The following is a 21,602-nucleotide window of genomic DNA, read 5'->3' on the forward strand; positions in this document are numbered from 1 at the left end:
TCGTCTGCACAATGAAAGAGGAACCCACAGGGGAAGACAGAGGAAGCCGCTCATGGACATCCGCCACGCAACCGTCACAGCTCCGCAGATCTCGGAGCACATCGGCGAGGTCGCCATCGTCGCCGAAGGGGATGCGGTCACGGGCATCTACTACCCGGGGCACTGGACCAGGCCGGATCGGAGCGCGTTCGGGCCGGAGGTCGGTGCGGCATCCGATCCGGTGATCCGGGAGGCGGTCGTGCAGCTGCACGATTACCTCGACGGCACGCGCACCACACTCGACTTCGCCATGCGCGCGAAGGGCAGCGAGTTCGAGGAGCGGGTGTGGGGCATCCTGCGCGGGATACCGTACGGCGAGACGCTCACCTAGGGCGAGATCGCGGAACAGCTCGGCGACCGGAACCTCGCGCGCATCGTCGGACAGGCCGTCGGGCACAACCCGCTGTCCATCGCGGTGCCGTGCCACAGAGTGGTCGGCGCGACGGGCAGTCTCACCGGATACGCGGGCGGGCTGGACCGCAAGCGATTCCTGCTGGGGCTCGAGGGGGCGCTCGCGGAGGATGGGCCGACGCTGTTCTGAGGGACGACGTCGCTCCCGCCCGGAGCGTCTGTCGGGAACGGAAACGGGCACGCTCGCGCGGAGGAACAGGCACGCTCGCGGTGAAGAACGGGCACCCTCGCGGAGAGCAACAGGCACGCTCGCGGGAAGGAACGGGCACCCTCGCGGGGAGGAACGGGCACCCTCGCGGGGAGGAACGCGCACCCTCGCGCGGAGGAATGCGCACCCTCGCGCGGAGGAACGCGCACCCTCGCGCGGAGGAACGGGCACCCTCGCAGGGAGGAACGGGCACCCTCGCGGGGAGGAACGGGCACCCTGGGCGAGGGGTTAGTTGTTGCCCTTCGAGCAGGTCTGGGTGGCGGCGGTCTGTCCCTTGACGTCGTCGGGCAGGGCGACCGGAGTGCTGGACGGCTGCGCCGCAGCGGTGGACGAACCACCGGCTCCGCCGCCGGAGCCGCCGCCGGAGCCGCCGGTGGACGCGCCGGAGCCGGCCGAGGCATCCGACGGGGCGGGTGGATCCGTCGAGGTCACGGAGCCGACGCCCGTGCCGCCGGTGAGCTGCAGCGGCTGGTCGGCCTTGATGGCCGCCATGAGCGTGTCGGCCGACGAGTGATCGGCAACGACCTTGCCCGGGTAGTCCGAGTCGCTGCCCACCGGATACTGCACGAACACGATGTTGTCGTACTGCAGGTCCTTGGCCGCCATGGCGATTTGGTACAGCGTTGTGACGTTGTTGAGCGAGTCGGACCACTTGATGTTCTGCAGTGCCGCCTTCGCCAGCCCCCACACCTTCACGGGGTTGGTCAACGTGGACTTCGTCATCACTGTGCGCACCAGCGACGACAGGAAGACCTGCGTGTTGCTGATGCGACCGAGGTCTGACCCATCGCCCACCCCGTACCGGGTGCGCAGGAACTCCGCCGCCTCCATGCCGGAGAGCACGGAGGTGCCGTCAGGCAGGTCGAGGTTCGTGTGCTCGTCGTGGATGCCGCCATCCGTGATGCATACGGGCACACCGCCGACGGCATCCGACATGGCGACGACGCCGTTGAAGTTGACGACTCCGGCGAACGGGATGTCCACTCCGGTGAGTTGCTCGATGGTCAGCACCGTGCAGGCGAGCCCGCCGTCCGAGAGCGTCGTGTTCAAGGGCTGGAACGACATCGCGCTGTTCCAGCCGCCTTGGCCGTCCGGGCACTTCGGGATGGCGAGCATGAGGTCGCGCGGAAAGCTCACGACAACGGCGTGTGTGTGGTCCTGCGACAGGTGCACGAGCATCGTCACGTCGTTCAGGCCCTCGCCTGAGCTGTCCTCTGTGGTGCCCCAGGCACCGCCCTGGTCCGTGCGGGTGTCGGTGGCGGCGAGCAGGATGTTCACGCCGCCCTCGAGCGCCCCGATGTCGGGGACGGCCCCGAGCTTCTCCTCACCGACGAGATGCACCGACGGCTTCACGTCCGCCACGAGGTTCGCGGCGGCGACACCGCTGATGCCGACGACGCTGATCAGAGCGACTGCTGCGACGGATGCCACGGCCTTGCCCACGGTCGCCCACGGCCTGCGATGCAGCCTGCCGTGTCTGGCGATGGTGCGCAGTGGCGCGGGCTCGGATCCCCGCGACCGCGGCCCGTGCTCTGCCCGGGACGGCGCTCCGTACGAGGATCCGGACGCGGCGCTGCCGGCCCCGGTCCGCTGTCCGTACTCAGGGGTGTTCCCCGTCGAACGGCGCGGGCCGGGCGCCTCTCGTCGAGCGCTCCGTGATCCTGCCACCGCACCACCCTAGGGGGTCGCGGGCGGCGCAGATAATCCGGTCGCCGTCGGCCGAACGCGTCGAAACCCGGCGTCGCCGCGAGCGTCACTCGTAGCGGAGCGCCTCGATCGGATCCTGGCGGGCGGCACGGCGAGCGGGCAGTGTTCCGGCGACGAAGCTGATCGCCATCACGACGATGATGATCGTCGCCACCGACGACACCGAGAACTGCAGCAGATGCAACCCCGGCAGATCCGATAGCAGCGTCGCCGACAGGCGGTTGCTGATCAGGGTGCCGAGACCGATCGCGACGAGCGCTCCGATCGCGCTGCCGAGGAATCCGATGAAGACGGCCTCGAGGCTGAACAGCGCGAACACGCGTCCGCTGCCCATCCCCATGGCCTTCATGAGTCCGATCTCGCGGGTGCGCTCCTGCACGCTCATCAGGAGCGTGTTCACGATGCCGAATCCGGCGGCGATGAGCGCGATCACGGCGAATGCGTCGAGCACGCCCACGATCCCGTTGATCACGGTCAGCAGGCTGCCGAGCTGGTCGTCGATGGTCTGTCCGGTGAAGCCGGCGTCCTTCAGGTCGGCCTTGATCTTCGCGATCTGCTGGGGCGTGGAATCCTTCGCGAACGTGGCCGTCGCGCTGCCGTACGTCGTCGTGATCGCCGACGGCTTGCCGGTGGCCTGCGCGTCTTGCAGTGCGGTGCGCAGCGTGTCGTTCACCGAGGCGCCCGACGTGAACAGGGAGGCGTTCTGGATGCCGACGATCGTGGCATCCACCTCGTGCATCGTGCCCAGATAGTCCTGGATGCCGATCGTGACTGGCTTGCCGACGGCCTCCTTCGCGCTGCCAAGGCCCAGGTTCTCCAGGTAGGTGGTCGGCAGCACGATCTGGCTGTCGCTCGAGCTGTTGTCGAGCTGCGCGCCGGATGCGAGATCGGCGCTCACATTGCGCACCGGATTCATCGTGAGCACCCATTTGCCGCCGGTCGAGTAGCTGATCCACGACGGGTTGATACCCGAGTTGCCGCTGGCCGACGTGATGCCGGAGACGCCCTTGATCGTCGTGATGTCGTCTGCGGTGAGCGCCGCCGAACTGCCGCGACCGGGTCCGAGGCCACCGCCGGAGGCGGAAGTCGCCGTGTTCGGGTCGTACTTCTGCGGACCCGAACCGGTGGACGACGCAGCGCTGGCCGTCTTCGTGACGGTCAGCGAGTTCGTCGCCCCGATCGCTCCGACCTGCGTTGTGATGTAGTTCGAGATGCCCGTACCGATGGCCGACGTGAGCGTGAGGGTGAATGCGCCGATGAAGATGGCGATCACCGTGAGCGTGGTGCGCAGCTTGCTGCGGAATGTGTTCGAGACCGCGGATGCGATCAGGTCGCCGGTCTTCATGCCGCCACCTCCGAGACGTCGGAGATGCGGCCGTCGCGCATCGTGATGCTGCGCTCGCAGCGGGATGCCAGATCGGCGTCGTGGGTGACGATCACGAGCGTGATGCCCTGCTCACGGTGCAGACCGAAGAGCATGCCCTCCACCTCGGCGCCGGTCGAGGAGTCGAGGTTGCCTGTCGGCTCGTCGGCGAAGATCACCTTCGGCTCGTTCACGAGTGCGCGGGCGATGACGACGCGCTGCTTCTGCCCACCGGAGAGGTCGTTGGCACGGTTGCGTGCCTTGTCGGCGATGCCGAGCCGGTCGAGCGCCTCCATCGCGCGGCGCTTGCGCTGCGATCGGGACACACCGGCGATCACGAGCGGCAGCGAAACGTTGTCGAGCACGCTGGCGTGCGCGTTCAGGAAGAACTGCTGGAAGACGAAGCCGAACTCCTTGTTCCGCAGGCGGCCCAGCTCACTGCCGCGCACATCCCTGGCATCCCGGCCGTCGACGAGCACGGAGCCGGAGGTCGGGCGATCCAGCAGTGCGAGCAGGTGCATGAGGGTCGATTTGCCCGATCCGCTCTTGCCGACGATGGCGAGGCTCTCCCCCGCCAGCACAGTGAGCGACACCCCGCGCAAAGCCTCGAAGCGGTCTGCGCCGCTCCCGTAGGCCCGGCGGAGGTCGCGGGCTTCCAGTACCGCTGACATGCTGTCCGTTCTCTCTCGTGCGGGTCGGCATCCGGACGCCATCGGCGCCTTTCGGCCGGTCGACGCACGGCGCGCCGAGTCCCGCATTCCCAGTGTCGGCAGACGGCGCTTTCGGGGCGTCCCGCCGACGCGGGCTCTTCGCTACCGCATTCGCAGTAGCCGGGTGCCCTCAGAGGCGGGATGCCACCCTCCACGTACTGAGCGATGCTTGGTGTGGAAAGGTGCGGCCGCACGACCTCGCGCGAACCCGCGCGCGGCCTCCGGCAGACGACCCGTCGGAGTCACCGAGTGACGACCAAGCGGAACGGAGGATGGATGCCGGTACCGGTCAGGCCCCGCCGTACTCGCGACATCGTGGTGGACGTCATCGTCTTCGTTGTCGTCTGCCTCGCCTCGTTCGCGCCGGCCGGTCGCAGCGAGATGGCGGCGGGATCCGTCGCGCAGCACGGCCTGATCGCGTTGCCGTTCATGGTCGCGGCGGGACTCGTGCTGTTCGCCCGCCGCCGCTATCCCGTGGTCGTGCTCGTGATCTGCACGCTCATCGCCATGGTGGCGCCATGGTTCGACGTGCCGCACACGGCCGGATTCACGCTGCCCGTCGGCATCGCGATGTACTCGGTCGCCCGATACAGCTCCCGCGCGCTGACCGTCGGATTCGCCGTTGCCCTGGTCGTGCTGCTCCCCCTCGAGCAGCTGCTCATCGCGGGTGTCGGATTCGGCGCCGGAGACGTCACGGAGCCCGCAACGCTGCAGCCAGCGGTGTTCGTGGCGTTCACGGCTGCCCTTGGGTCGGCGATCCGGTCGTATTTCGACGCTCTGGAGTCAGCAAGGGAGCGAGCCCGGCGCGCTGAGGAGTCCCGAGAGGCGGAGGCCCGCCGCCGGGTCGCCGAGGATCGGCTGGCCATCGCGCGGGACCTCCACGACTCGGTCGCGCACCGCATCGCGGTGATCAATCTGCAGTCCGGGGTCGCTGCGCGATCGCTGCGCAATGATCCGGGGGAGGCGGAGGCCGCCATCGCCATCGTCGGCGACGCGGCCCGCAACGTGCTGACAGAGCTGAACGACATGCTCGGACTGCTGCGCAGCACCGCCGACCGCGACATCGTCGACGAGCCGGACTTCGAGCACATCGACGGGCTGCTCGCGCTCTTCGCACGCAGCGGGCTGAAGGTGCGGGTGCACGTCGACGGCGATCCGTATCCGTTGGACGCACGCGTCAGCCCGATCGCCTACCGGGTCGTGCAGGAGGCGCTGACGAACGCGTACAAACACGGTCAGGACCGCACGGCGGAGCTCGATCTGTCGTACTCGGGGGACGGCGTGGCCATCCGGGTCACCAATCCCCTCCCGGATGCCGTCGTCGCGACGTCGGCCCCGGCATCCACATCCTCATCGACGGACGGCCACGGCCTGATCGGCATGCGCGAACGTCTCGCAGAGGTCGGTGGAACGCTGACGCTGGACCGCACGAGCAACACGTTCGAGCTGACCGCCGTGCTGCCGACGAGCCGGGCCGACGCCGTGACCGCCGACGGGAGTGCGCGATGATCCGGGTGTTGATCGCTGACGACCAGGCGCTCATCCGGTCAGCAGTCGCGGCGCTGCTCAGGCACGAAGACGACCTCGAGGTGGTGGGCGAGGCATCCGACGGGGCGGAGGCGGTCGCTGCGGCGCGGCGCGAGCATCCGCACGTCGTCGTCATGGACCTGCGGATGCCCGGCACCGACGGCATCGCCGCAACCCGGGCGATCCGCGCCGACGAGACACTGAATGCCACGCGCGTGCTCGTGCTGACCACGTTCGAAGACGAGGAGAACGTGCTGGCGGCGCTGCGCGCGGGTGCCGCCGGATTCCTCGGGAAGGGTGCGGATCCGGATGACATCGTGCGCGCGATCCGCACCGTCCATGCCGGCGACGAGCTGCTGTCGCCGGTGGCGACGCGGGCCCTGATCAGGCGGTCGCTTCAGGCACCGGCATCCGGTCCCACCCGCGTGCTGCCGCACGACCTGACGGAGCGCGAGACCGAGATCCTTGCACTGGTGGGCAGAGGGCTCTCGAACGACGAGATCGCCCAGGCGCTCTTCATCTCCCCGGCGACCGCCAAGACCCACGTCAACCGTGCGATGACGAAGCTCGACGCGCACGACCGGGCGCAACTCGTGATCGCCGCGTACGAATCCGGACTGATCGCACCTGGCACGGAATGATGGGATGTGCTGCGCTGAGCAGTGATCGTTCATTCTTCTCGAGTCGAAGGGCGCTGGTGAGGCTGTGGTCGTCATCGGAGTGATCGCCGCTGTCGTCGGGGTCGCAGCAGTCGTGTACCTCGTCGTCGCGATGATCTACCCGGATCGCCTCTGATGCGGCGGTGCTGATGGACTGGCTGTTCGCCGCCGCGACGCTGCTGACGCTCGTCGTGCTGCTCGGCGTGCTGTACCGGCCGCTCGGTGACTACATGGCCTGGGTCTACACGAGCAGCAAGGACTGGCGGGCCGAGCGGATGCTGTACCGCCTGGCAGGCGTCGACCCGCGCCGCGAGCAGTCCTGGCGCGGATATCTCACGAGCGTGCTCGGGTTCTCCCTGGTCGGGATCGTGCTCCTCTTCGCGATCATCGAGCTGCAACCGTTGCTGCCGTACTCCCTCGGGCTCGGATCGATGAGTCCGGACCTCGCGTTCAACACGGCCGTGTCGTTTGTCGCGAACACCAACTGGCAGGCCTACTCCCCCGAGCAGACCGTCGGCTACACGGTGCAGATGGTGGGGCTCAGCGTGCAGATGTTCGTCTCCGCGTCGGTGGGCATGGGCGTGTCCATCGCGCTCGTGCGCGGACTCGCCGCGCGACGCACCGGCACACTCGGCAACTTCTGGGTGGACCTCGTGCGCTGCACGTTCCGCATCCTGCTGCCGCTCAGCGTTGTCGCCGCGATCGTGTTCATCGCGGGCGGCGTGGTGCAGAACTTCAGCGGTTTCACCGACATCCACACCGTCGCGGGCGGCGTGCAGTCCATCCCCGGCGGTCCCGTCGCCTCGCAGGAGGCGATCAAGATGCTCGGCACGAACGGAGGCGGATTCTTCAACGCCAACTCGGCGCATCCATTCGAGAATCCCACCGCCTGGACGAACCTGTTCCAGGTGTTCCTGCTGCTGCTCATCCCGTTCTCGCTGCCGCGCACGTTCGGCACGATCGTGGGCAACCAGCGCATCGCCTACGTGCTGCTGGCGACGATGGTGACCCTGTTCCTGGTGGTCTTCGTTGCGCTGACCGCCTTCGAGCTGGCGGGCCAGGGCACGGCGCCGACGCTCGCGGGCGGCGCCATGGAGGGCAAGGAGCAACGCTTCGGCATCGTCGGCTCGACGATCTTCGGATCCGCGACGACCGGCACGTCCGGCGGCGCCGCCAACTCGATGCACGGCTCGTACACCGCGCTCGGCGGCATGGTGCTCATCCTCAACATGATGATCGGAGAGGTCTCCCCCGGTGGGGTCGGCGCCGGGCTGTATTCGATCCTCGTGTACGTCGTGCTCGCGGTCTTCCTCACCGGACTCCACCTCGGTCGCGCTCCGGTGTTCCTCGGCAAGCGCATCGGCACGCGCGAGGTCAAGATCGTGAGCGTCTTCATCCTCGTGATGCCGGCGCTCGCGCTCGGCGGCGCCACCCTCACCCTCGCGATCCCTCCGGTGCGCGACCAGGTGCTGGCGGGACTCGGCGAGAACGGTCCGCACGGCATGTCCGAGCTCATCTATGCGTTCATCTCTGCGGCGATCAACAACGGGTCCGCGTTCGCCGGATTCGATGCGAACACGCCGTGGCTCAACCTCCTGCTCGGCAGCATCATCCTGCTCGGACGTTTCATCCCGATCGCGCTCGTGCTCGCGCTCGGCGGATCGTTCGCACTGCAGGATCGCGCCACCACGACGGCCGTGCGGCTCCCACTGGCCCGTCCCCAGTTCGTCGTGTTCCTGATCGGCGTGATCGCGCTCATCGCGCTGCCCATGTTCGTGCCGTACCTGCTCGCCGGTCCGCTCGCCGAGGGGGTGGCGAGAGCATGACGCAGACGGCATCCGGCACGGCCACGGGCGGTCCAACGGCAGGCGGCGAGCGCTTCGTCGATCCGTTCCGCATTGCGGTGGAGGCGTTGCGGCGTCTGGATCCGCGCATGCTGTGGAGCAATCCCGTGCTGTTCATCACGTGGTGCGGTGCCGTGCTCACCACGTTCGTCGCGATCGCGGAGCCCTTCGTGGGCGGCCCTGCACCGTCCGGCGGAACGGTGCTGCCGGGCGGATTCACCTGGGCGATCGCGATCTGGGTGTGGCTCACGCTCTACACCGCGAACATCGCCGAGGCCATCGCGGAGGGACGCGGACGCTCGCGCACCGTGGCGCTGCGGTCGGTGCAGGGCCCTGTCACCGCCCACCGGATCGTCGACTACGAGCCGAAGCGGGATCCGGACGCGCACGATGCCGCCATCGTCGATGTGCGTTCCGACGAGCTGCGCCCAGGCGACTTCGTGGTGCTGGGCGATGGGGATCCGGTGCCGCTCGACGGAGCGATCGTGTGGGGCGTCGCGTCGATCGACGAGTCGGCGATCACAGGCGACTCGGGAGCCGTCATCCGCGCCGCCGGCGGCGACCGCACGGGAGTCTCCGGCGGCACGACGGTGGTCTCCGACCGGATCGTCGTGAAGGTCACGGCCCGCTACGGCGAGTCCGCCGTCGACCTGATGATCGATCTGGCGGAGGGCAGGCGCCGGCAGAAGTCGCCCAACGAACTGGCACTGAGCGCACTGATCGCTTCGCTCTCGCTGTCGTTCGTGATCGTCGCGCTGACGCTCAACACGATCGTGTCGCCGGTCGCGCCGCCGGTGTCGATCCCCATCCTGGTGGCGATCGTGGTGTGCCTCATCCCGACCGAGATCGCTGCGCTGCTGTCGGTAACGGGCATCGCCGCGATGTCGCGGCTGCTGCAGCAGAACGTGCTGGTGTCATCCGCTCACGACCTGGAGACGGCAGGCGATCTCACCATCGTCATGCTCGACAAGACGGGCACGATCACGCGCGGGAACCGCAGGGCCGTGCGTTTCGTTCCGCTGGACGGCGTGCCGTTCGGCGACCTCGTGCACGGTGCATGGCTGGCGTCGGTCGCAGACCCGACGACGGAGGGCACGTCGACTGTCGAGCTCGCGGTGTCCACCGGCGTGCCGAGCGTCACGGCAGCCGAACCCGACGGGAGGCCGGTCGGCTTCAGCGCACGCACCAGGATGTCCGGCCGCGATCTCCCGGACGGCACGCGGGTTCGCAAGGGCTCGGAGACCTCGGTGCTCGCGTGGCTCAAGCACATCGGCACGCAGCAGCGGCGCGAGGTCGTCGACGAGCTCACGCGGCGCACGATGGCGATCGCCCGCACCGGAGGCACCCCGCTCGTCGTCGCCATCGAGCCGCCGGATGAACCGCCCCGAGTGCTCGGCGTGATCGATCTGCGCGACAGCGTCAAGCCCGTCGTCCCGGCGAAACTGGCGCGGCTGCGTGCACTCGGCGTGCGTACGCTGATGGTCACCGGCGACAATCCGCAGACGGCCGAAGTGATCGCGGCCGAGGCCGGGGTGGACGACTTCCTCGGGGACGCGAATCCCGAGCGCAAGCTCGACCGCATCTCCCGCGAGCAAGCCGCAGGCAACTTCGTGGCGATGACCGGTGACGGCACGAACGACGCTCCCGCCCTCGCCCAGGCGGATGTCGGGGTCTCGATGAACACCGCGACCGCTGCGGCGAAGGCGGCAGCGAACATGATCGTGCTCGACGACGATCCGACCCGGCTCGTGGAGATCATCGAGGCCGGACGCCGTCAGATGGCGACCCGCGGTGCGCTCATCACGTTCAACATCGCGAACGACTTCGTGCGCTACTTCGCGATGTTCCCTGCACTGTTCGTCGGCACGTTCCCCGGGCTCGCGAGCCTCAACGTGCTCGGGCTGCACTCGCCGGCGTCGGCCATCCTGTCCACGCTGATCTTCAGTGTCGTCGTGATGGGCGTATTGATCCCGCTCGCTCTTGCCGGCGTTCCCTACCGGATGACGGATCTCGCCCGCGCGCTCACCCGCAACCTGCTCTACTACGGCGTCGGCGGAGTGCTCATCGCCGCCGTCGGCATCAAGCTCATCGACCTCGTGGTCGGCCTCATCCCGGGATACTGACCTCCGCCCGGACCCAGACCCGTCCAACTACAGACCGTTCCACACAGAACGTCCCGACAAGGAAAGGAGCAGGCGCGTGAACAGCACGCTTCGCCGAACCGGCCTCATTCTGCTTGCCTCGGTCGTCATGATGGCCGCATTCACGCTCGTGCTCGGCGTGGTGTATCCGCTGGTCATCACGGGCATCGGGCAGGTCGCCTTCCCATGGCAGTCGAACGGGTCCCTGCTCCAGAAGCCGGCAGCTGAGGGCGATGCCGGCTCGAAGGCGGGCTCCACGGTCGGCTCCGCGCTGCTCGGACAGTCCTTCTCGGATGCGAAGGGCCATCCGCTCCGCCAGTACTTCCAGCCCCGCCCATCCGCTGACAGCGCTGGATACGCCGGCACGGATTCGGGCGGATCCAACCTCGGACCGGAAAGCACGGAACTGATCTCGCAGATCAAGGAGCGCAAGGCGCAGGTCGCCGCCTTCAACGGGGTGCCGGAATCCGAGGTGCCCGTGGATGCCGTCACGGCATCCGGCTCCGGCCTCGATCCCGACATCAGTCCCGCGTACGCCCAGGTCCAGGTGGCCAGAGTCGCGCGGGCGCGCGGATTGCCGGCGGCCGCCGTGGAGGCCCTGGTGGCCGAGTACACCAACGGCCCCGACCTCGGCTATCTCGGCCAGAGCACGGTCGACGTGGTCGAGCTGAACCTGGCGCTGGACGAACTGCGGTGATCTCGGGGGTGGCTCGCGACGCACGAGAACCCCGGCGCGCGGGCGGATCGATATGGTGTTCGGATGCCTCAGAACGAGCTGCTTCCTCGATCCGTTCCGGCAGCGGAGGGAGTGTCGTCTCTCGGGCTGGAGGCGCTTCTCGACCGGCTCGGTGAGCGCTCGATCGAGTGCCACTCGATCATGGTCGTGCGTCACGGCCGCGTCGTCGCTGAAGGATGGTGGGCACCGTACTCGGCGGACCGTCCGCACCTTCTCTATTCGCTGACGAAGTCGTTCACATCCATCGCCGTCGGTCTGGCCATCTCCGACGGTGCGCTGCAACTCGACAGCAGGATCGTCGATGTACTGCCCGACCACGTTCCGAGCGACGTGTCGGAACAGGGACGACGCCTGACCGTTCACCATCTGCTGTCCATGACGACAGGTCACGTCGGCGACAGCCTCGAGGATGCATGGACCCAGGAGCCGGGCGACCTCGTGAAGGGCTTCCTCCGGCTACCGCTGACGGAGATCGAGGGAACGCAGCACTACTACGACAACTCGACCACCTTCATCCTCGCCAGGATGGTGGAGCGGGCGACCGGCCAGGGACTGCCGGAATTGCTCGACGAGCGGCTGTTCCGTCCGATGGGCATCGATCATGCCGAGTGGGATCGCGTGGCAAGCGGCGCGGCATTCGGTTTCCACGGACTGCACCTGACGACCGAGGCGATCGCGGCATTCGGTGAGTTGCTGCTGCGCGGTGGCCTCTGGCACGGTCGGCAACTGGTTCCGCGCGAGTATGTGGAACTCGCAACGACGCGCCAGATCGACAGCAGGCACTACGCAGAGGGCGCGGAAGGGGCCGATTACCTCAGCGGCTACGGATACCAGTTCTGGATGTCGCGCCACGGCTTCCACGGCAACGGCGCGTTCGGCCAGCACTGCATCGTCGTGCCATCGCACGACCTCGTGGTCGTCGTGACCTCCGCCCAGCAGACGGTCGAGCAGGCCCAGAACGTGCTGGATGCGGTCTGGGACTGCCTGCTGCCCGGAGTCGGGTACGGCGATACGGCGGATGACGACGAGGGGGCCCGCGAGAGGCTCGCCGGGCTGTCTCTGCCGCTGGTGCCTGGAACGGCGGATCCGGAGCGTTCGATGGTCGCCACCCTCGACTCATCTCTCGAGGGCTCAGCGCTGCCGGACGACATCCCTGTGTCGCTGGATCCCGTCGACGGCGGCTGGAGAATCCGATTCGGGTCGGTTCTCACGATCGACGTCGGGTATCGCCGCTGGTGGGAGAGTTCCGCGCTGGGCCGTCCGATCTGCGCGAATGGCGCCTGGCGAGGCGACCGATTCGTGGCGGATCTCTACGTGATCACCAGTCCGCACCACGTGCGACTCACGGTCGACGCGGCCACACGGACGGCGTCGGCGATCTGGACCACGATCCCGCTGACCAGTTCGGATCTGCTTCTGCACGTGCGCTCGCCGCTGGTCACACGGCCGGACGTCGCATAGCGCGGTGACGTCGATGCCGGCGTGGTCCTCGTGGCCGTGGTACACGTCGTGTCACTGCGCACGCGCCCGCGCGGCGAACTACCGCTCGTCGTCCTCGTCGTCCTGCTCGAGGTCGGCGATGTCGACGAGCCCGCCGAACTCGTAGTGCACGGTGGCTCCCGGCCCGGGCTCCCCGGACCGCGCGCGATAGAGCGAGTTGAACATCGGGTCGGAGCGTGCACGGTGCTTCCCCGACATCGCTGCAGCGGATGCCTGCTGCACGGCAGCGCAGACCAGGTCGCGTTCGAAGTCCCCCGGGTCGAGCTCCATGACCTGGCCGTCGAAGGCGCCGCCGTGCAGCACAGCATGGAACGTGGGCCCGGAATCGAGGATATCGGCGAGCTCGCTGCGGAACTCGTCGAGGCTGATCGACCGGTTCGCACCGACCAGGAGCGCCACGCGCTCCAGGAGGTCGCTGCGCTGGGTCTCGGCGAGTCCGGTGACGGACTCGACCAGCTCGCCGGCATCCAGTGCAGCCAGCAGCTGCTCCGGAGTGGGTTCGATGTCGTCGTCCATGGCCTCACGGTAAGTCGGGTTGCCGAAGACCGGAGGCGTCGCGCGGCGAGTCGCGTCAGTCCGCGGAAGTCTGCGGATGTCCGGCGAGCAGGCGCCGCAGGCTCTCCTCCACATCGGCGACCCTGCCCGCGCCGACGAGCGACTCCCACTCGGCGCGAAGGTCATCGAACACCGCCTCGCCGTCGCGCATCAGGGAACGCCCGCGATCGGTGACGGTCAGGCTCATGCTGCGCCCCTCGCCAGGGATGCGCCGGCGCAGAACGTATCCGCCGTCCTCGAGGAATGCGACGGTCTTCGCCGCAGCCTGCTTCGACACCGAGGTGCGCCTCCCGACCTCGGAGACCGTGCCAGCGCCCGCCTCCACTGCACGCAGGGCGAAGTCGTGGGCGGGGCGCACATCCGGATATCCCTTGGCCGTCAGCCGTTCTCCGGCCTCGTCGGCCAGGTACCGGAATCCGCTCAGGAGCAGCACGGCCAGATCGGCGCCTTCACGGGACATGCCTCGATCGTAAGACGCCCATCGAGGGGGGATGCGGCCGAGGCGGCGCGACGAGACAACCAGGTTGTCTTAATGTGGACAGTGTGACAACCTGGTTGTCTTGACCGGATCCCTGGAGGCGTCCATGAACAGCGACCAAGCGGCCGTCGACCGCATCCGTCACGACACAGCGACGGTGAACGGGACCCGATTGCACTACGTCACGGCAGGCGATCACGGATCCCCTGTGCTCCTCGTGCACGGCTTCCCCGAATCCTGGTGGGCATTCCGCAGACTCATCCCGTTGCTCGCCGCACGGCACCGCGTCCACGCGGTCGACCTCCGCGGATTCGGCGACTCGGACACCGCCGGCGACGACCACTCCAGCTCGGTCGCCGCCGACGATCTCCACGCGCTCATCCAGCACCTGGCGGTCGGACCGATGCACGTGGTGGGACAGGACGTCAGCGGGGGCACCGTCTACCGGCTCGCCGCCAGGCATCCCGATGACGTCGCCAGCCTCACCGCGATCGAATCGGGCATCGCCGGGTTCGGAGCGGAACGCCTTGCGGATGTCACGCACGGCGGAGCCTGGTACATCGGCGCACTCGCTGCGCCCGGAGTCGCCGGCCTGCTGTTCGAGAAGGAGGCAAGTGCGTTCATCGGCGACTATCTCTATCCGCTGTACAAGGTCTCGTCCGCCTCCGTCGGCCCGGCGGATGTCGCAGAGTACGCCCGTGGCTACGGACGACCGAACGGATTCTCGGGCGCCGCAGGCCTGTATCGCAGCATGATCACGGAGGGCGACGAGTTCCGGGCGCTGGCAGCTGCGCATCCGCTGCGGATGCCCGTCACCGCGATCGGATCCCGGGGCGGTGACTTCACGTATCGCGCGTTCAGCGGCGTGGCGGCGCATGGCGTGACATCCGTGAGACTCGACGGGGTCGGCCACTATGTCGCGCAAGAAGCCCCCGAACTGCTGGCGGAGGTGCTGCTCGAGGCGTTCGCGAGGACGAAGGCAGGCGCCGCACGCTGATGAGCGGCGGCGCGCGCCGCGGCCGACGAAGATGGGTCTATGGGCAAGGCCTCGCGCGGGGCACGCTCGCGGCATCCAGGGCGGATGCTGCGAGCGGGGACCGCTGCTGCCGTCGCTCTCGTGGCCCTCGTCGGCTGCACGGCGTCCGAACCAGGGCCGAGCCCGACCCGGTCGACGAGCGAAGTCGTTTCGCAGGGGTGGACCGAAATCCCCGTGCCGACGGCCGGTGCGCGAGTCCTCGTCTTCCTGATCGTCGGCAACCGGACGCTCGCCCTCGGATCCGTGTGGCACGGCTCGACCCGCGCACCAGCGGCCTGGTCGACGACGGACTTCGCGCGCTGGACCGCCCTCACCGTGCATCCGGTCACCGGATACGGCCGCCTCGCCGAGTTCACGATGGGAGCGGTCGACACGACCGACCGGCATACTCCTGGGCGGATCGTCGCCTGGGGGCAGGCGTTCGGCGGAGCACACAGCAACCCACGGCCGACGACATGGACGGGGAGTCCCGGCGCTCCACACACATCGGGCATGCTGACCGAACACGAGCAACCGTTCACGATGTTCGGCGGCGAGGATGCCATCGCGACCGACGCCGAGGCCGCATACGGCGGCACCATGCTGCTGGCCGGATCCTGGGACAGTCGGACCACGCTGGACGGCCCCGGACGTTACGGCGCGGCCGTGTGGCTGTCCGGCTCTGGGACGACCTGGACACGGCACACGGACCTGGCCGGCCTCTCCTCGAGCAACGGCGAGCAGACGAGCGCAGTGGGTGCGGCGGCGGGACCGACGGGATTCGTGCTGGTGGGGGCATCCGCTCGCTATGGTCAGTCGGGCCCGCCGAGCACGGCGCTGGCCTGGTTCTCGAATGACGGGCTCGCGTGGCAGCGCGTCGCCCTTCCGAATGCCGAGAGCGCGGTGGCGAGCCGGGTAGCGTGCGGATCACGCGCGTGCACGATGATCGGCAGCACGTTCGCCTCCGAACAGCACCTGATCTGCTGGCGGACGGATGCCGCAGGCAGGGTCACCGAGACCTCCGACGGCCCCGGCCGCGGGCTCGTCGACGTGACGGGAGTCGTCGCCGAGCAGGCATCCGTTGCCGACGCCCCCACCACGAGCGGCGCCGACGCGGCCAACGCCGCAACGGATCGAATCTGGACCGTGGCCGACTTCGATCACGTCGCGCGGCTCTTCACTCTGAGCTCCGACTGCTCCGGCTGGACCCCGATGCCGATGCCGACGAAGGCGGAAACCGCCGTCGTCACCGTGCTCCACGACCGCGTCGTTATGGCGACGTCCAACAGCGACGCGTCACGCCTCTGGGTGCGGAGCGTGAAGGGTTGAGCGTTGTCATCCGTCCCGCTTAGGGTGCCGGTGTGGCGGAACCGGTGGATCAGTGGTGGGCGAGACGGCAGTTCTCGCGCGGCACCGACGTGCCGTATCCGGTCGGCACGTACCGCGAAGCCTGGGCGTCGTTCCCAGCTCTCATCAGGCAATATCATCCCGACTTGAATCGCGGTTTCACGCTGTCGCAGATCCCGCCCGCCGCAGAGGTGCTGCTGCAGTGGCAGTGCGACGCCGGCCATGTCTTCGTGGCGACGCCGTCCGAGCAACGCGACCGTCCTGGGCAGCGTCGGCGGCGCTCGGCGTGGTGTCCGGAGTGCACGAGGCTGGCGTTGGGTCGCCCGAACCCGCGGGTCAGCGTCGAGCTCGACCAGGGCATCCTGCCGCAGCCGCCGGGCAACCCGTCGGGCCAGCGGTCCATCGTCCCGAGCCGTGCGGCACCTGTTCCGACCGGCGTGGCTGCGCGCCCGCCCACCCGAAGGCCTCGCCCGCCGCGACGCCTGTGCGACAAGACGCCGGAGCTGCCAGCCGGCACCCCCTTCCTCAGCGAATGCGCACCCAAGCCGGCGTCCGCCGTCGAGGCCGAGCTTCGTGCGGGCCTCGAGGCGCGACTGACGCTGACGAGCGGATGCAACGCCATCCGCATCGCACGCCCTTTCTTCGATCACCTCGAGGTGTGGCCCGACATCCTGCTGCCGGAGCTGCGCGTGGCGATCGAGTACGACAGCACGGGGCGCCACGGCTTGGAGCACGTCGGCAAACGTCAGCACACGGACGAGCGCAAGGACCGCGCGGTCCGCGCATCCGGATGGGAAGTGGTGCGGATCCGCACCGGCCGCCTCCCCGCGCTCGGTCCGCACGACATTCTCGCCTCGGGCGTCACGAAGAAGACGTTCGAGCGGATCATCGACGAGCTGCGCGACATCCGCGGTCCGCTGTTCGTCGACGCGTACCTGCTGTGATGCGGGCCGGCGGTCACCCCCGCAGAGCGATCGCCTCGCTCACCCACCGCGCGTAGAGCTCCCACGGATCGTCGACGCCGGCGCGCAGGGCATCCGCGTGCTCGGCGAGCTCCGGAGCCAGCTGGAACCATTCGCTCGTGCCCAGCCGCCACGGCGCGAACTGCTCGTGACGCGCATGCTCGCGGGAACGTCCGCCTCGCTCGAGAGCGACGAGCTCGTGGTGCCAGAGCTGCGACAGCCGCTGCCGGAGGTTGCTCGATGTGCCGATCTTCATGCGGTCGTCGAAGCGGATGTAGTACACCACGTCCACGCGGGGCAGCGGCAGGTCGCCGTCGGGGCTCGTGCCGTACACCCACTCGCACACCGAGCAGACCCATCCGGACGGATACCGGATGCCCACTCGCGCCCCGCACGCCGGGCACGGCGTCGGCAGCATGTCGTGCACGCCGTACTCCCGGGCCACCCAGTCGGCGCCGAGCGCCAGGTGGTGGAGGCAGAGCGGGACGGGTGCGCCGGCCGCGGCGGCGTCGGCGCAGCCCGGGATGACGCAGCTGGATGTCGCGCCGCCGAGCGCGCCCTCGCTCCGCGCTTCAGCCGTGCCGCCGCCTGTCATCTGGTCTCGTTCCTCCCGGTTCCGTCCAGCATCGCAGCGACCGCCGACGTGGCCGTCGCCCCCGCCCAGCCTTGCCGTTTTCAGGACATGCTGCGAGATAGCCGCACTACTGGGACATCCCGGCGCATGTCCTGAAAACGGCAGGTGATCGGCGACGGACCGGGCGGGATACGGGTACCGACGCCACCGACGTCACGGACGTCCGGGCCGCCAGGAACGCCACCGACGCCAGGCAGGGACGTCACGGACAACGGGCACGGACGGCACGACGCGACTCAGGGACGCCGGCGGCATCATCGACGCCGATACGGATCGGTCAGCAGCTCCAGGTGGCCGACATGGCACGCCGTTTCCTCGATCATGTGCACCATGACCCATCGGAGCGTGACAGTCCCTCTGCCGAAGGACGGTTGCGTCGCCCGCGACTCGAGATCCGGGAGGTCGGCGAACACTGAGCGGCTGCGCTCGCAGGCTTCCCGGTAGAGCGCGATGATCCCCTCGACCGAGTCGTCATCGGCCGACTCGAAGTCCCAGTCCGGCCGGTCGTCGAACGGCGCCGATGCCCACGGCTCGGGAAGCTCTCGCGATCCGACCCGTGCGGTGAACCAGTGGTCCTCCATGTGGGCGAGATGCTTGACGATTCCCCCGGGCGTCAGGTTCGTCGCTGGCAGACTCCGGGTTCGCGCCTGTTCATCGGTCAGCGTGCCGAAGCGGCGCAGTGCTCGTTCGCGGTAGAGATCCAGGAACTGGGCGAGCGTGGTTCGCTCGCCCGCGTCGAGGTCGGGATAGGCCAGAGCGGCGTCCGATTCACTCACGCTCCGAATCCTGCCACTGGCTCGCGGTCGGATTGACCGCACAAACGGCTCGGATTGGCCGCACAGACAGCCCAGATCAGCAGACCACCGTCGCCTCACCGAGATGGCGCGCGAAGAACCGGACGGCGCTGTCGATCTCGAACATCGGGATTCCGAAGTGGCTGCCCGGGTTGGCGTGCAGCGTCTTCTCGGCCGATCCGAGCGCACCGAACAGACGCATCACGTCGTCTCGCGGGTTGCCGTCGTCGTTCCACTGCAGGAGGTACTCGACAGGGACGGTGATGCGCGATGCAGGCTCGAGGAGCCACTCGCTGCCCACCAGGCCGAGCACGGCGGCACCGATCCGCGGTTCGTCGGCGACGAGACGGATGCCCAGCTCACCGCCCTGAGACAAGCCGTAGTACCCGATCGGCCGGCTCCGGTCGACGAACTCCGTTTGCTGGAGTGCGTCCAGCGTCTTCTGCCAGTCGGGGATGAGCTCTGCCACGACCGTTTCGTACATCGCGAGCTTCTCGGCCTCGAACGATTGCCCGGCGTCCTTCAGCCCGTCGATCACCGCGACCAGCCGCATGACCTCGGGGTGGAAGGGGCGATCCCCGGTGCCCGGCGCGTCGATGGCGGCGACGGCGAATCCGCAGGTCGTCACAAAGGGAAAGGCGCGAGACGTGACCTCCCATCCCTTTTTGCTCGATCCGCCGCCGTGCCCGATGAGCACGAGCGGGCGCGGGGTCGTCGCATCCGCAGGCGTCCAGAGCACACCGGGGATCTCCCCCAGAGTGAAGAGCTGCTCGCGGATGCCGTCGGTCACCGTCTCGGATGTGAAGCGCACCAGTGGATTCCAGCAGAACGGCTGGAGCCGAGACAAGGGGAATCCTCGAGCGCCGCCGTGCGTCGACGCAACAGCCGCGCCGCAGAGACAGTCGCTCTCGTGAGGCCGGGATCGACCCGGCGTTAACGGTCACAACCGTCCACTCCGCGCTGCGAACCCGGTCGGTCCGACGGCTCAGAGCCGCGCCTCAGAGCTGTGCCTCGGCCCGTGCCCCGGGCCGGTCGCCAGCCGGATACGCCCCGTATGCTCGAACCATGGACGAGGGCGCCCTCATCGAGCACATCGACGCGCTGCGTCGGGCGAGCGTAAGACCCGTCGTCGTCGGGATCTCCGGATACTGCGGTTCCGGCAAGTCCACTCTCGCCAGGTCCGTGGTGGCTGCGCTGCCCGGAGCCGTGCGGATGCGCGGCGACGACTTTCTCGATCCGGTCCGCTCCCACCGACGCTCGACCGATTGGGATGGTGTGGAACGCACGCGCCTGGTGGACGAGGTGCTCGCTCCGCTCCGCACGGGAATCCAGAGCACGTTCCGCCGCTTCGACTGGGCGCGCGGGGAGCTCTCCGCTCCAGAGCCGGTGCCGGCCACCGATCTCCTGGTTGTGGACTTGATCGGCTTGTTCCACCCCGAATCCCTCCCCGCGCTCGACCTCACCGTCTGGTGCGACGTCGACCTCGAGACCGCCGCCGAGCGCGGAATGGCCAGGGACAGACGACTCGTCCGATCCCACGACGAGCCCTGGCGCCAGGTCTGGGTGCCCAACGAACGCGACTTCGAGCACGCCTATGCACCGAAGGAGCACAGTGCAGTGATGTACAGCACCCGGTAGACCACCGCCCAGTAGTTCACAGCCCGGCGGCCGGCAGGAGCCGAGGCTCCTGCCGATGCTTCACAGCGACGTGTCCGCGGTACGTGCGATCATTCGTAGATACGTTCGATTGATCGGAGTGCGGATGCGTGGCGAAGCGACCGTGCTGCACGCCGACCTCGACGCGTTCTACGCCTCGGTGGAGCAGCGGGATGCGCCCCAGTTGCGCGGTCGCCCGGTCATCGTCGGCGGCGGAGTCGTGCTGGCCGCGAGCTACGAGGCGAAGGCCCGTGGCGTGCGCACCGCGATGGGCGGGCGACAGGCGCGCGAGCTGTGTCCTGATGCCGTGGTCGTCCCGCCGCGCATGGAGGTCTACTCGGCGGCCAGCAAAGACGTGTTCGCGATCTTCCGCGACACCACGCCGCTCGTCGAAGGTCTGTCCATCGACGAAGCGTTTCTGGAGGTCGGCGGCCTGCGGCGCATCGCCGGCACACCGGAGGAGATCGCCGCGCGGCTAAGGGAGCGGGTCCGCGCCGAGGTGGGCCTGGCCATCTCGGTCGGCGTCGCCCGCACGAAGTTCCTCGCCAAGGTCGCCAGCGCGGTCAGCAAACCCGACGGGCTGCTCGTGGTCGAGCCGGATCGCGAGCGGGAGTTCCTGCTCCCGCTCCCGGTCGAACGGCTCTGGGGAGTCGGGGCCGTCACGGCCGAGAAGCTGCACCGGCTCGGCATCCGCACCGTCGGGCAGCTCGCCGAGCTGGAGGAATCCAGCGCCGAGCGGCTCCTGGGCAAGGCGGCAGGCGCGCACCTCCACGCGCTGGCAAGGCTGCGGGATCCGCGACCGGTGGACACCACACGACGACGCGGATCCATCGGCTCGCAGCGCGCCCTGGGATCCCGTCCCCGTCAGCCTGCGGAGCTCGACCTCATCCTCACCCAGATCGTCGACCGACTCGCCCGCCGGCTCCGCGACAAGGACCGGGTGTGCCGAACGATCGTGCTGCGCCTGCGCTTCGGCGACTACGCGAAGGCGACCAGGTCGCGCACCTTCCGCTCCCCGACCGACCGCACAGGCATGCTGCTCACCGTTGCGCAGGGACTGCTCGCCGCCGCTCTGCCCGAGATCGCGGAACGCGGCATCACGTTGATCGGCATCTCGTTGTCGCAGCTCGGTCTCGCGGACAGCATCCAGCCGGAGCTGCCGATCGACTGGGGCGACGGAGCACGCCTCGACTCGGTGCTCGATGCCGTTCGGGAGCGGTTCGGCGCGACATCCGTCTCCCGTGCCGCGCAGCTCGGGCGAGACCCTGGCCTGTCGGCGCCGTTGCTGCCGGAGCACGAGTGAGCGGATCGCGGCG

The 21,602-nt window shown here is 68.8% G+C and carries 22 protein-coding genes; 14 read left to right on the plus strand and 8 right to left on the minus strand.

The window, feature by feature from the left end:
• The first annotated feature begins 52 nt into the window (after window positions 1–52).
• Both HII28_RS20755 and HII28_RS20760 read left to right on the plus strand, forming a co-directional pair.
• Window positions 53–370, plus strand: coding sequence for a hypothetical protein (locus HII28_RS20755; protein ID WP_346769387.1), 318 nt, complete (start codon window positions 53–55; stop codon window positions 368–370).
• 6 nt (window positions 371–376) lie between these two features.
• A complete protein-coding gene (locus tag HII28_RS20760; RefSeq protein WP_346769403.1) occupies window positions 377–580 on the plus strand; it encodes an MGMT family protein in 204 nt (67 codons plus the stop codon).
• Between the two features lie 306 nt (window positions 581–886).
• Here the strand turns inward: HII28_RS20760 and HII28_RS17080 are convergent, their stop codons facing one another.
• The 3 genes from HII28_RS17080 to HII28_RS17090 all read right to left on the minus strand — a co-directional run bounded on the left by HII28_RS17080 (window position 887) and on the right by HII28_RS17090 (window position 4,399).
• Window positions 887–2,326 carry an LCP family protein gene (locus HII28_RS17080; protein ID WP_346769388.1) on the minus strand — a complete coding sequence of 480 codons (1,440 nt, stop codon included), beginning with the start codon at window positions 2,324–2,326 and terminating at the stop codon, window positions 887–889.
• Between the two features lie 85 nt (window positions 2,327–2,411).
• Window positions 2,412–3,710, minus strand: a complete 1,299-nt coding sequence (locus HII28_RS17085) for an ABC transporter permease (protein ID WP_170027046.1) — start codon at window positions 3,708–3,710, stop codon at window positions 2,412–2,414.
• Window positions 3,707–4,399: an ABC transporter ATP-binding protein gene (locus tag HII28_RS17090; protein ID WP_170027047.1), complete on the minus strand. Its 693-nt coding sequence runs from the start codon at window positions 4,397–4,399 to the stop codon at window positions 3,707–3,709. Before HII28_RS17090 ends, HII28_RS17085 begins: the two co-directional genes overlap by 4 nt.
• 315 nt (window positions 4,400–4,714) lie before the next feature.
• Between HII28_RS17090 and HII28_RS17095 the strand changes: the two genes are divergently transcribed.
• From HII28_RS17095 to HII28_RS17125, 7 genes are all read left to right on the plus strand, one after another.
• A complete protein-coding gene (locus HII28_RS17095; protein WP_170027048.1) occupies window positions 4,715–5,947 on the plus strand; it encodes a histidine kinase in 1,233 nt (410 codons plus the stop codon).
• Window positions 5,944–6,606 (plus strand): response regulator transcription factor, encoded by a 663-nt coding sequence (locus HII28_RS17100; protein WP_170027049.1) that lies wholly within the window; start codon window positions 5,944–5,946, stop codon window positions 6,604–6,606. The genes HII28_RS17095 and HII28_RS17100 overlap by 4 nt, the downstream gene beginning before the upstream one ends.
• Window positions 6,607–6,670: 64 nt before the next feature.
• Entirely contained in the window at window positions 6,671–6,760 is a 90-nt protein-coding gene (locus HII28_RS20530; protein WP_170027050.1) for a potassium-transporting ATPase subunit F, read from the plus strand.
• 13 nt (window positions 6,761–6,773) lie between these two features.
• Window positions 6,774–8,450, plus strand: a complete 1,677-nt coding sequence (gene kdpA, locus HII28_RS17110) for a potassium-transporting ATPase subunit KdpA (protein ID WP_170027051.1) — start codon at window positions 6,774–6,776, stop codon at window positions 8,448–8,450.
• A complete protein-coding gene (kdpB, locus tag HII28_RS17115; protein ID WP_170027052.1) occupies window positions 8,447–10,591 on the plus strand; it encodes a potassium-transporting ATPase subunit KdpB in 2,145 nt (714 codons plus the stop codon). The genes kdpA and kdpB overlap by 4 nt, the downstream gene beginning before the upstream one ends.
• A gap of 76 nt (window positions 10,592–10,667) precedes the next feature.
• Window positions 10,668–11,306 carry a potassium-transporting ATPase subunit KdpC gene (gene kdpC, locus HII28_RS17120; protein WP_170027053.1) on the plus strand — a complete coding sequence of 213 codons (639 nt, stop codon included), beginning with the start codon at window positions 10,668–10,670 and terminating at the stop codon, window positions 11,304–11,306.
• A gap of 63 nt (window positions 11,307–11,369) precedes the next feature.
• On the plus strand, window positions 11,370–12,806 hold the full coding sequence (locus HII28_RS17125; protein ID WP_170027054.1) for a serine hydrolase domain-containing protein: 1,437 nt from the start codon (window positions 11,370–11,372) through the stop codon (window positions 12,804–12,806).
• Between the two features lie 78 nt (window positions 12,807–12,884).
• On the opposite strand, the gene HII28_RS17130 is transcribed toward HII28_RS17125, so the two are convergent.
• Both HII28_RS17130 and HII28_RS17135 read right to left on the minus strand, forming a co-directional pair.
• Complete coding sequence (locus HII28_RS17130) at window positions 12,885–13,361, minus strand: hypothetical protein (RefSeq protein ID WP_170027055.1); 477 nt, start codon at window positions 13,359–13,361, stop codon at window positions 12,885–12,887.
• Window positions 13,362–13,416: 55 nt separating this feature from the next.
• Window positions 13,417–13,860 carry a MarR family transcriptional regulator gene (locus HII28_RS17135; RefSeq protein WP_170027056.1) on the minus strand — a complete coding sequence of 148 codons (444 nt, stop codon included), beginning with the start codon at window positions 13,858–13,860 and terminating at the stop codon, window positions 13,417–13,419.
• A 124-nt stretch (window positions 13,861–13,984) separates the two neighbouring features.
• Here HII28_RS17135 and HII28_RS17140 point away from each other — a divergent pair, with 124 nt between their 5' ends.
• Genes HII28_RS17140 through HII28_RS17150 form a run of 3 tightly spaced genes read left to right on the plus strand, consistent with a single transcriptional unit; the run spans window position 13,985 to window position 17,184 of the window.
• Complete coding sequence (locus tag HII28_RS17140; RefSeq protein ID WP_170027057.1) at window positions 13,985–14,875, plus strand: alpha/beta hydrolase; 891 nt, start codon at window positions 13,985–13,987, stop codon at window positions 14,873–14,875.
• A 39-nt stretch (window positions 14,876–14,914) separates the two neighbouring features.
• A complete protein-coding gene (locus tag HII28_RS17145; protein ID WP_170027058.1) occupies window positions 14,915–16,222 on the plus strand; it encodes a hypothetical protein in 1,308 nt (435 codons plus the stop codon).
• Between the two features lie 32 nt (window positions 16,223–16,254).
• On the plus strand, window positions 16,255–17,184 hold the full coding sequence (locus HII28_RS17150) for a zinc-ribbon domain-containing protein (protein WP_170027059.1): 930 nt from the start codon (window positions 16,255–16,257) through the stop codon (window positions 17,182–17,184).
• A 13-nt stretch (window positions 17,185–17,197) separates the two neighbouring features.
• On the opposite strand, the gene HII28_RS17155 is transcribed toward HII28_RS17150, so the two are convergent.
• From HII28_RS17155 to HII28_RS17165, 3 genes are all read right to left on the minus strand, one after another.
• Entirely contained in the window at window positions 17,198–17,797 is a 600-nt protein-coding gene (locus HII28_RS17155; RefSeq protein ID WP_170027060.1) for a GIY-YIG nuclease family protein, read from the minus strand.
• Window positions 17,798–18,090: 293 nt separating this feature from the next.
• Window positions 18,091–18,612, minus strand: coding sequence for a DinB family protein (locus HII28_RS17160; protein WP_170027061.1), 522 nt, complete (start codon window positions 18,610–18,612; stop codon window positions 18,091–18,093).
• A gap of 76 nt (window positions 18,613–18,688) precedes the next feature.
• Complete coding sequence (locus tag HII28_RS17165) at window positions 18,689–19,441, minus strand: alpha/beta fold hydrolase (protein WP_170027062.1); 753 nt, start codon at window positions 19,439–19,441, stop codon at window positions 18,689–18,691.
• A gap of 254 nt (window positions 19,442–19,695) precedes the next feature.
• On the opposite strand from HII28_RS17165, the gene HII28_RS17170 reads away from it, so the two are divergent.
• A complete protein-coding gene (locus HII28_RS17170) occupies window positions 19,696–20,268 on the plus strand; it encodes an AAA family ATPase (protein WP_170027063.1) in 573 nt (190 codons plus the stop codon).
• Window positions 20,269–20,392: 124 nt separating this feature from the next.
• Complete coding sequence (gene dinB, locus HII28_RS17175; RefSeq protein WP_170027064.1) at window positions 20,393–21,589, plus strand: DNA polymerase IV; 1,197 nt, start codon at window positions 20,393–20,395, stop codon at window positions 21,587–21,589.
• Window positions 21,590–21,602: the final 13 nt, after the last annotated feature.

Source organism: Planctomonas sp. JC2975 (assembly GCF_012985205.1).
GTDB lineage: Bacteria > Actinomycetota > Actinomycetes > Actinomycetales > Microbacteriaceae > Humibacter.